Source organism: Armatimonas sp., from assembly GCF_964826245.1.
The window spans coordinates 1-10,100 of the sequence record NZ_CBAYMC010000164.1; the positions used below are offsets into that span (position 1 = coordinate 1).

The window sequence follows — 10,100 nt, forward strand, 5'->3', positions numbered from 1 at the left end:
CGAAAAGCTCACGCCGGTCCTCGGGCTTGGCGGAGAGAATCCCATCAATCTCGCTCTGGTTGACAATGGCATAGGCTCCTCTGCCCACGCCCGTGTCGGTGAATAAGTCCGCGATATCTTTCAGCCGACACGCGACTTTATTGAGCAGAAACTCGCTGTCGCCATTACGGTAGATTCTGCGTGTCACACTGACCTCGGAGAAGTCTAGCGGCAGGAATCTATCTTCGTTGTCTACCGTGAGCGTGACCTCGGCCATGCCCATCGGCTTGCGCTTGGACGAGCCTGCAAAGATCACATCGCGCGCATTGGCGGCCCGCAGGTTAGAGGCTTTTTGCTCCCCCAAACACCAGACCAGTGCATCTAATAGATTCGATTTCCCCGACCCGTTCGGCCCGACGATACAGGTGACACCAGGGACGAACTCGATCTCCGTCTTGTCCGCGAAAGTCTTGAAGCCATGAAGGGTCAGGCGTTTGAGGCGCATAAGCGGTGCATTTTACCAGATTCCCTCCTCCCAATCCTGGGAGGAGGGGGAGAGAGGAGGGAGCTCACACCCGCATGACGGAGACGAGGATCACCGGGCGGCGACCGACGCGCTTCTCGAAGAATTTCTTGAGGACATTGCGAATATCGCCCTGGAGCGCTTCGGGCTCGCGGGGGGCATCTCCCTCGCCTTCCAGCAGCTTCTCTACCACCTCCGCAGCCTCGGAGAGAAGCTCATCGGCGCTGTCCATGTAGAAGCAGCCACGCGAGAGAAACTCAGGGCCACCGATTAGCTCACTGGTCTCCGAGTCCAGCACCACCACCACATTGACAAAGCCATCATTGGCGAGGAACTGACGGTCTCGCAGAACCAGCTCATGGATCTCCTGGCCTGTGTCACCATCAATAAGCACCGCCCCCGACGGTACCCGATCCACAACCTCGCCCTTCTCTGTATCTAGCTCCAGCACATCGCCTAGCTCCAGAACAAAGACATCCTCAGGCAACCAGCCCATCTCTTGGGCGTACTTGCTGTAGAGATGAAGCATGCGGCGCTCGCCGTGCACCGGAATCACGTACTGGGGATTGGTGATGTTAAGAACCAGCTTGAGCTCGTCGGAGTACCCATGGCCGCTGACGTGCACGGGCATGAGGGCATCGTAGATCACGTTGGCCCCGAGGGCAAAGAGGCGATTTACCACACTCCAGACCGCCGACTCATTGCCGGGAATCGGAGACGACGAGAGCACGACCGTGTCGCCCTTCTGGATCGTCACCTGCCGATGATCGCCGCCCGCCATGCGCGAGAGCCCGGCGAGTGGCTCGCCCTGGCTCCCCGTGGTGAGGATCGTCACCTGCTCGGGCTTGTTGCTATTGATATCATCGGCACGCATCCGAATGCCTTCGGGCACCGAGAGGTAGCCCAAAGCGGCGGCCATGTCCATGTTCTGCGCCATCGAGCGACCGATGGCGGCTATTTTTCGTCCGTATTTCTTGCTGGAGTCCACGGCCATCTGCATTCGATGGATCTGGCTGGCGAAGCTGGCGATAATCACGCGACCCGGCGCTTCGGAGATCACCCGGTCAAAGGTCTGGCCCACGATGCGCTCCGAGGGGACATAGCCCGTGCGCTCGACATTCGTCGTGTCGGAGACAATGGCGAGCACGCCCTCTTCCGCGATTCGAGCGAGCTTGGGGATATCAAAGAGCAGGCCGTCTACCGGGGTCTGGTCCAGCTTGAAGTCGCCAGTATGCACCACGGTGCCTGCATGGGTGCGAACCGCCAGCGCAAAAGAATCCGGGATGGAGTGGGAGACGCGGATCGGCTCGACCACGAAGTGCCCGAGCTGGAGCACATCATCCGCGCTGTACTCGATCAGCTTGACCTTGTCTAAAAGCCGTTTCTCCCCCAGCCGGTTCTTCGCCAGCCCCAGCGCCAAAGCGGGGCCATAGACAGGAACCGAGTTTCCGAGCTGAGGCAGCACAAACGAGAGCGCCCCGATATGGTCTTCGTGGCCGTGCGTGATCACAATCGCCTGGATCGAAGCGCGGTTTTCAACCAGCCAGCGCACATCGGGAAGCACAAGGTCTACCCCGAACATCTTCTCATCGGGGAACTTCAGCCCACAGTCCACGACCAATAACTGGTCCAGAACCTGATAGACATAAAGGTTTTTACCGATCTCACCAATTCCACCAAGGGGAATAAAACGCAGCTTGCCGGGAGGCAGAGTTTCCAAAAAGCGACTCCTTAAGTCAGAAAATACTACCGACAGTATACCGCCCCTAAAGATTTTCGCTCAGCCCCCCACAACCCACGCCCAGCAGGGCCTTTAGAGCCTCACCGCAACAGGCACACACTGGCCTGATTAGCTTCCCAAATACCTTCGCACTAGGGGGACGTCTTCGGGGTGATCCACATCCGCTCCTACCCCAGCGTGGTTGGAGACAATCGCACGGGCACTTGCGCCACCCAGCAAGCGGCTGACGGCGGCTTCGAGCTGTGGGAGCGTGAGCAGCGATGGTGCGACGCGGGAGGCGAGCAGGCGCAGGATCGTGCTGGGGCCGAGCAAGGCGGCAAGGCCCGGGACATTCTTGCGGAGCGCGTAGGCGTGGCGCACCACGGCTTCTTTGGTGCGCAAGAACTCGGGGTTGAGAACGACCAGGTTCCCTCCCGTAAACTCCCCCTCGGCAAGCTTCAGGGTCGTGCGGCGCATCTCGGGGAAGGCGTCGTAGCAGACTTTCGCGGGGATGATCGAGTAGACAAAGTCCGCGCTCTCCGGGGAATCGGCAAGTAAATCCGTGACGGCTTGAGGGGTGAGAAACGGAATATCGGCGGTGACGACCAGAAAGCGCATCTCCGTAGCATTGAGCGCCGCAACACCGTTGAGGAGCGTGTCCACCATCGACTCACCACCAGACACAGCAACACAGCCAGGCAGCAGGGGCACGTCGCCCGCCAATAAAATCCGGCTAATGCCCGGCGTCGCTTGGAGCGTCTCGACGACGTGCTGATACATCGGTTTGCCATTTAACTCCAGCAGCGCCCGGTTGCGCGTCCCCGGCGGGAGTAGCGGCTCCCAAGACGCGGCGTGTTTTTCTTTAACAGCGCCTCCTGCCAGCACCAGTGCAGCAATACTCATAAAGTTACAGACTCTCCACCAGCTTCAGCCACGCGATTTTCCCTGCGAGTTTCTTCACCAGCTCCAGTGCATGCGCCCGATCCCGCGTCAACCCAAACACCGACGAGCCCGAGCCACAGAGCAGCGCACGCACGGCTCCTGCATCGGTGAGGGCAGCATGGAGCGCCGCCACTTCCGGGTAGGCAGGAAGCACCGCGGCCTCGAAGTCATTGGACAGCCTCCCCCCAGCCCCCTCCGGCTCCGCGAAGGGGGAGTTTATCAGTTGCAGAGTGGCAGTGCCCGGCGCACGATTCGGGAGTGCGTCGAGAAGCGCGTAGGCCGGGCCCGTGGGCACGCCGATGGCGGGGCGGGCGAGCACGCCGTAGAACTTGGGGATCTTTAGCGCAACAGGTTCGATGATCTCTCCACGGCCTCGCATCCGCACCAGCCCTCTGAGCTCGCCTTCCTTGCCCTGAGGGAAGGGGCCGGGGGATGGGTTCAGAAACAGCGCGACATCGGAGCCGAGCTGCGCGGCAAGGGGAAAAAGCGCCTCTATCGGCGCTTCCAGCGCCTCACCGATTGCCTTGAGCACGGTGGCGGCGTTGCTACTGCCCGCCCCGAGTCCGGCCTGAGCCGGGAGGCGCTTGGCAAGCGTGATCCAGACCTGGAGCTCTTGCTCTGGCGCAAGCGTGTCCAGGGCGAGCTGAGCGGCTTTGTAGGCGAGGTTCTCCACACCTTTGGGAATCGGCTCGATAGCCACGGCATCCGGACGGCGGTCTTTGAGGATCAGCTTCACCTGGCGCGGGCCGGGCTTGACGGTGATCATTAGCTCGTCGGAGGCGGAGAGAAGCACCACGAGCGAGTCAATGTCGTGAAAACCATCCGGGCGTGGCAGCCCCACATCCAGCGTCAGGTTGAGCTTACACGGCGAGCTTAGGGCCGCTTTGTAGGGAAGGCTCATTTCTTGGGCGTGCCCCGGCGCAGGACAACGGAAGAAATACTCCCCGAGACGGCTTTCATGCGCTTATAGCCGGGCGCGGCCACTTTAAAAGCAATTGGCTTGCTTGGGTCAAGGGGGCGCACATCTAGCATCACTTTCCCCGCAGGACCGCTGACGGAGTACATATCCGGAGCAAGTGGCACCCAGGCAGGAAGCTTCACTCTCAGCTCGGTCTGGAGGAAAACTCCATTGCGCACGGCATTGACCAGCGCCCCAGGAGTCGTGTCTTCCAGGTGGTAGAGCGCAAACCCAATCACTTTGGAGCCAAAGACCTCATCGGTGTCGAGAGCCATCCCGATGTAGTAGTCCATACCCTCCGTGTTGAGCTGCCTGAGGCGCTTATCGGCGGGGCCAGCAGCACTGTAGCGAGCCATGAGCGGCGCGATCTGCCGGTTGTAGTAGAGCTGTAAACCCGCCGCCTCGCAGAAGTCATCGGTCTTGCGCGGGAGCGCCAGTACATCCTCACGAAGCCACTTGAGAAACAAGCGCTCGCCGAGAAAGCCTGCCGCATCATTTTCAGGGTCTTTGTAGCCACGCGCAGCCAGTAGCACCAAGTGCCCCCACTCATGCGCAATTGTCCGCGCCCACTCAATCTCCGGACGCGGCTCCGCAATCTCAAAAAGATAGACATGGTGTGCCTTGGTCTCCGCCGCCGCACTCGCCCGTGTTGGTGCTTTGACCCGTGTCAGCCAGACATTGGCGATCTCCTCGCCCTGCGGGTAGGTCGCCTCCTGTCCCACACGGTCTTTATGAAGCCTCAGCAGTCGTCCTGCTAGCCGCGCCACTTTAAGCGCAAACGCACGGTCGTTGGAGTCGTGGCGCACCGCGACCACCTGCTTAAAGCCGCCACTGACAACCGGTGCATAGACAGCGATCTGTCGTGAGAGCTTCAGCCCGTAGTTGGGCTCCTCTTCGGCCTTTCCCAGCATCGTGGTGGAGGGCGCGACGACCAAAAATCCCCCGGGCAGAGTCTCCAGCTCCATCCCCGTACCAAGCTCACTGAGCGCTTCTTTGTTGGCGGGGTTGATGGGAAGGTCCTGTGGGGCGGCGAAAAACTTCATGCGCTCATTGTACCGTGCGACTCTCGATTGCGACTTCCGATAAGGTACAACCAGAGACGTGACTCCTGAGCTTTTGACCGATCTCGAAACCCGACAGAGTGCCTCGCGCTCCTGGTTCCCGCCGCACCTGAAGATACGTCCCCTTCTCTGCGATGCCGTTGCACAACCACAAAGCACCGACGAGGTTGCTGTGCTTGTGGCGTGGGCCGAGGCGCAGGGTAAGAGTCTTCGTGCCATGGGCGGCGGAAGCGGGACAGGCGAGCTTGCGTCTGTCGATATTGCCCTAGACACCAGCCACCTCACCGAGCTCTCCTGGAGCGAAGAGGACCTTACCGTAACAGTGGGGGCAGGCAAGACAGTGGGCGCCCTGGAAGATCAGCTCGCTCGGCATGGCTACACCACGGGGCACGTGCTAGGCAGTGCGAATCTGGCCACGGTGGGCGGCTGCATTGCCACGGATGCACATGGGCTCTTTACGGGGCGCTACGGCAGCTTCCGTGAGAGTGTGCTGTCTCAGAACACGGTCGGCGGGATTATCGTGGAAGCGACCCTAAAAATGCACCCTCAGCCCGAGGCACGTGCCTGGGCGGTGTTTGACTTCGGAGACTTCGACGATGCCTGCGATGCCCTGCGCCTGATCCACCGCTCCGATGCAAGGCCCAGCTTGGCAAGAATAACAGCGCCACAGCGGGTTCTACTTGCCTTTGAGGGGGACGAGGTTGTCCAGACAGGGCACTTTCAGATGGCCTATGCCGTCTGCCAGCAGCTTGGCGGCATACCTGCCTCCCCCGATGATGGCGAGCGCTGGCTGGAGGGCCGCCAGCGAAGTGATTTTTGGAGCGCTAACGCACAGTCAGACACTTTCGCCGATTTTATGCGCCAGAAAGCCCCCTGGTCTTCTGTTTCAGAGACCTGCCAGCGCCTGAGAAATGTGTTAGAGGGCCGGGTGGCGAGCCTCGATATCGAGGTCGCGCACCCCACCCCACATGGAGCGACCCTAGAGCTTGCCTTCACGCTTCACGGCGACGAGCAGCGCTATCGGGAGCTTAGAGAGCTTATCCTCCCATCGCGGAAAGCGTGACATCAGCGGGACGGTCCACACTACCGGTTCCCCAGCCAAAGACGCGATGGGCATTGGCAAACAGGATCTTCTCACGCTCATCGGAGGAGAGGCCTGCTTCATCCATCATTGCCAAGTTCGCCGCAGGATCGCAACCCGGAGCGGTGGAGGAAAAGAGAAGCTTGCGTGCCCCACTCATGGCCTGGATGGCATAGCGAATTTTCTCGGGAGCCAGCGAGCCCGCGATATCTAAGAAGAGGTTCGACGGCTTGACCGCAAAGTCAATCGCGGCACGCCACTCCTCGCCGCCCATCCCCGAAGCGACAATCTTGACGCCCTGCATAAAGCCGGCAATCTCCACCGCGTGCCACATCGCCTCGGCCGTCGGGGTCTCGATCAGTAGCGCCTTGCTATAACGTCGGATCAGGATCAGCAGCTCACGCGAGTACTCTAGGGCCACCGGCTCACCTGTCGCAGGATTGGGGTAGAGAGCCGCTCCCACAAAGTTCTCAGAGTACAGGTGACGCCGCATCTGGGCGCTTGATTCCTCGTGCTGGGCGGGCTGCACCACGAGCCAGCCACGAAGCTTAACCGGGCTCCCTGGATTTGCAAGCGTATCAGCGACAGTCTCGTTGCCTCCAATGGGATCGTAGCGACGGGCCAAGAGCGACGAGAGACAGGCCATCGTGATGCCACGCTCTGCCAGCGTGCTCTGGACGGTCTCGGTCTGGTTCCAGGTCGGGGCTGCGGGGGTTGGTCCCCAGCCACAGTGGACATCGATGATCTCTTCTGCCATATTACGCTACCGCCCCTCCGGCGGCGAGCAGCCGCTTCGTATTCCCACCCAGAACCAGCTCACGGTCGGTGTCACTAAGCTTTGCTACCTTGGCCACCGCAAGCGACGCTGAAACCGAGCCACGCGCCACACCGCCCGAGCCATAGACCACCCGGCTCGCGCCAACTAAACTCACGGCATAGGCGATCTCCCCCACCCCACGGAGCGCGTCGGTGCAGAGCAAGTAGCGCTCCTCGGCCTGGGCCAGCGCGACGGCTTCGGAGAACGCCGGGCCACTTAGCCCGGAGAACACCACAGAGCCTGTATAGCCCGTTGCGGTGACCAGGCGCGCAAGCTGGGTCGCATCACCGGGCTGGGTCGCCTCAAAGAGAATCGGCACCCTCACGCCGCGTCCTGCCAGCGCCTTAAGCGCATTCTCCAGCGGGGCATAGACGATAGGCCACTTCTGGGTTGTGGGAAACAGACAGATCAAGCGTGCCCCGGTCAAGAGAGTGTCCGACTGGGCCACACGCGGATCGAGCACGCCAGCGGGAAGCAAAGTCCCCCCAGACTCCCCACAGCGCACCTGGGTCTCTTTATTCCCCGCCGATGGGGAGTGAAAAATCGCACGGGTGGAGAGAGTCACCGCCCCTGCCACACCGTACTTTGCCATCATGTTCTTTAGAGTGTTGGTACCCGGCTCCGCGCCACGGGGAGGCATCGCCCCAAAGAGGGTGTACAAATCAAGAATCGGTTCCGCCATCTGCTAACTCCTTTGCTTTCTTAAACCGCACGGCGAGGCGCTCTTTGCCCAGAACGGCCATGAGCTCAAACAATCCGGGCCCCACCTCACGGCCCGTGAGGGCGACACGTACCGGGTGGGTCGCCTCGCCTTTTTCACGCTTATGGCTGGCCGCCACCGAGCGAACGGCTGCTTCAATGGCCGCAACACTCCACTCAGGAAGCGCCGCAATGGCACTGTCCAGCTCCGCAAGATAGGCACCAGAGCCCTTGAGCCACTTTGCCACGGATCTCTCGCTGTACTCGGGCAGCTCAGAAAAGAAAAAGTCCGTCACTTCAGGCACTTCGCGTAGCTCCTTAACCCGCTCTTGCTCCAAGGCAATGGCGGCGGCGGCGTAGTCGGCATCAAGTCCCTCAGGCAGATAGGGCCTTGCTTTCTCGTAAAACGCACTTGGGGAGAGGCTGCGAATGTAGACCCCGTTCATCCACTGGAGCTTTTCCAGGTCAAAGATCGCAGGCGACGGCGAGATTTTCGAGATATCAAAGGCTTCGATAATCTCCTCACGGGTCATCACCTCGCGGTCATTGCCCGGAGACCAGCCGCAGATAGAGAGGAAGTTGAAGAGCGCCTCAGGCAAGATCCCATCCTGGTTGAGATAGCCGATCAGAAACTCACCGGTGGGGACATAGTTTTTATCGAACTCCGGCACCGGGCCGAGCAAGGGCTTGGCACCATTGCGCTTGCCCAGCTTCTTACGGTCATTGCCAAGAACGCCAGGGGTATGCAGGAAGATCGGGGGCTCCCAGCCCATGGCCTGGAAGACACTGACGTGCTTGGGAGTCGAGCTGATCCACTCTTCGCCACGGAGCACATGGCTGATCTCCATGTCGTGGTCGTCCACCATAGCCGCTAGGTGATAGGGCGGCAGGCCATCGGCTTTTAAGATTATGAAATCGTCTTGGGTGTTCGCGTCCCAGAGCGTCTCACCGCGCAGAAAGTCCACCGTGCGGATCGGGCCTTCCGTGGGCATCTTGAGGCGCACCACGGCACGCTCGCCGTCGGCCACGCGCTTGCGAGCCTCGGCTAAGTCATAGTCGCGGAAGTGCCTATCGTAGCGATACGGAATCTTGCGGGCATCGCAGGCCGCACGCTTGCCCGCCAGCTCTTCTTCCGTCTCAAAGGCCCAGTAAGCTTTTCCCGCATCCAGCAGTGACTCCACAACTTCCGTGTAGCGTGCTTTGCGAAGCGACTGGATATACGGCCCAAACGCCCCGCCGTTCTCGGGCAGGAGCGCCGGGTCTACGGTTCCATAAGCCTCAGGCAGTGCCGCAACACTCGCCCGATCCGGGCCTTCGTCGTAGGGCGTTCCGAGGGCATTCAGCGACTGGATAATATGCTCCAGCGAGCCCTTCACCAAGCGCTTTTGGTCAGTGTCCTCGATGCGTAGCAGAAAATCCCCACCATATCTCTTGGCAAGCAGGTAGGAAAACAGCGCGGTACGAAACGCTCCGACGTGAAGAAATCCGGTCGGGGAAGGGGCAAAGCGCGTGCGCACCCGGCGCGGCTCGCGGCCCATGAAAATATCAGAAGAATCAGTAGTTGGCACGATTGCCTATGATACCCCGAAATCTGCCGTGCCCGCGAAGGTGGGAGCGCGACGGTGCTTGGTGGCTTGCTCAAAGGCGAAGGCAATCTTGAGGAGAGTGGCCTCGGAGTTGGCGCGACCCCAGAACGCAACCCCGACGGGCAGGCCGTGGACATGGCCCGCCGGGACGGTGATACTGGGATAGCCTGCGACGGCGGCGGGGCTGGTGGCGCTCCCCAGAAAGTGGTCGCCGTTGATCAGATCAATGGGCCAAGCTGGAGCCTGGGTCGGGGCGAAGAGAGCGTCGAGCTTGTGCGTTTTCATCACGGCATCAACTCCCTGCTCACGAGACTCTTTCCGGCATTTTTCCCGCGCCTTGAGATACTCTGGGCTGGTCAGCGGCCCCTTGGCCTGCGCTTGCTCCAGAAACTCTTGCCCAAAGAACGGCAGCTCCTTGGCCTTTACGCTATTGTTAAACGCGATCAGCTCTTTGAGGTTTTTTACAGGCGTGCTGGCCAGCTCTGCAAAGTACTGATTGAGCCCGTCTTTGAGCTCGTAGAGCAGCACTGTGGTTTCATCAGCATCAAAAGTGCTCACCGTGGGCATGTCTGCCGGGTCAATGATCTCCGCCCCAAGCTTCTTGAGCACCGCGATGGCGTCCTCGGCAAGCTTGTCGGTCGCGGGATGGTAGCCAAAGAAGCGCTTGCGGGCGATGCCGACGCGCTTGCCCTTCAGGCTCCCGGCAACCATGGCGCCGCTGTAGTCTTTTCCCG

Annotated in this window: 10 protein-coding genes; 1 reads left to right on the forward strand and 9 read right to left on the reverse strand. The window is 60.7% G+C overall.

Annotated features, from left to right (window positions below; translation table 11 throughout):
- From AC1XOS_RS15115 to AC1XOS_RS15135, 5 genes are all read right to left on the reverse strand, one after another.
- Window positions 1-484 (reverse strand): AAA family ATPase (locus AC1XOS_RS15115; protein ID WP_481963056.1); only part of this gene is annotated, 484 nt, incomplete at its 3' end.
- A gap of 64 nt (window positions 485-548) precedes the next feature.
- Window positions 549-2,222 (reverse strand): ribonuclease J, encoded by a 1,674-nt coding sequence (locus AC1XOS_RS15120; RefSeq protein ID WP_481963057.1) that lies wholly within the window; start codon window positions 2,220-2,222, stop codon window positions 549-551.
- A gap of 129 nt (window positions 2,223-2,351) precedes the next feature.
- Window positions 2,352-3,125 carry an NTP transferase domain-containing protein gene (locus AC1XOS_RS15125; RefSeq protein ID WP_481963058.1) on the reverse strand — a complete coding sequence of 258 codons (774 nt, stop codon included), beginning with the start codon at window positions 3,123-3,125 and terminating at the stop codon, window positions 2,352-2,354.
- 4 nt (window positions 3,126-3,129) lie between these two features.
- Complete coding sequence (locus tag AC1XOS_RS15130) at window positions 3,130-4,065, reverse strand: 4-(cytidine 5'-diphospho)-2-C-methyl-D-erythritol kinase (RefSeq protein ID WP_481963059.1); 936 nt, start codon at window positions 4,063-4,065, stop codon at window positions 3,130-3,132.
- The gene (locus AC1XOS_RS15135) at window positions 4,062-5,165 is read right to left on the reverse strand and encodes a hypothetical protein (RefSeq protein WP_481963060.1); all 1,104 of its coding nucleotides are present in this window, start codon (window positions 5,163-5,165) and stop codon (window positions 4,062-4,064) included. The genes AC1XOS_RS15130 and AC1XOS_RS15135 overlap by 4 nt, the downstream gene beginning before the upstream one ends.
- A 58-nt stretch (window positions 5,166-5,223) precedes the next feature.
- Between AC1XOS_RS15135 and AC1XOS_RS15140 the strand changes: the two genes are divergently transcribed.
- Window positions 5,224-6,246 (forward strand): FAD-binding oxidoreductase, encoded by a 1,023-nt coding sequence (locus AC1XOS_RS15140; RefSeq protein ID WP_481963061.1) that lies wholly within the window; start codon window positions 5,224-5,226, stop codon window positions 6,244-6,246.
- On the opposite strand, the gene AC1XOS_RS15145 is transcribed toward AC1XOS_RS15140, so the two are convergent.
- From AC1XOS_RS15145 to AC1XOS_RS15160, 4 genes are all read right to left on the reverse strand, one after another.
- Entirely contained in the window at window positions 6,221-7,021 is an 801-nt protein-coding gene (locus AC1XOS_RS15145) for an amidohydrolase family protein (RefSeq protein ID WP_481963062.1), read from the reverse strand. The two genes, AC1XOS_RS15140 and AC1XOS_RS15145, sit on opposite strands and share 26 nt — an antisense overlap.
- A gap of 1 nt (window position 7,022) precedes the next feature.
- Window positions 7,023-7,763, reverse strand: a complete 741-nt coding sequence (locus AC1XOS_RS15150; protein ID WP_481963063.1) for an amidohydrolase family protein — start codon at window positions 7,761-7,763, stop codon at window positions 7,023-7,025.
- Window positions 7,744-9,348, reverse strand: a complete 1,605-nt coding sequence (gene gltX, locus AC1XOS_RS15155; protein ID WP_481963064.1) for a glutamate--tRNA ligase — start codon at window positions 9,346-9,348, stop codon at window positions 7,744-7,746. Before gltX ends, AC1XOS_RS15150 begins: the two co-directional genes overlap by 20 nt.
- A gap of 6 nt (window positions 9,349-9,354) precedes the next feature.
- Window positions 9,355-10,100 (reverse strand): amidase family protein (locus AC1XOS_RS15160; protein ID WP_481963065.1); only part of this gene is annotated, 746 nt, incomplete at its 5' end.

Excerpts from the sequence above, each read along its gene's own strand:
- AC1XOS_RS15130 (WP_481963059.1), bottom strand. The coding sequence starts at position 4,065 with ATGAGCCTTCCCTACAAAGCGGCCCTAAGCTCGCCGTGTAAGCTCAAC.
- AC1XOS_RS15125 (WP_481963058.1), bottom strand. The coding sequence starts at position 3,125 with ATGAGTATTGCTGCACTGGTGCTGGCAGGAGGCGCTGTTAAAGAAAAA.
- AC1XOS_RS15145 (WP_481963062.1), bottom strand. The coding sequence starts at position 7,021 with ATGGCAGAAGAGATCATCGATGTCCACTGTGGCTGGGGACCAACCCCC.
- AC1XOS_RS15135 (WP_481963060.1), bottom strand. The coding sequence starts at position 5,165 with ATGAAGTTTTTCGCCGCCCCACAGGACCTTCCCATCAACCCCGCCAAC.
- AC1XOS_RS15150 (WP_481963063.1), bottom strand. The coding sequence starts at position 7,763 with ATGGCGGAACCGATTCTTGATTTGTACACCCTCTTTGGGGCGATGCCT.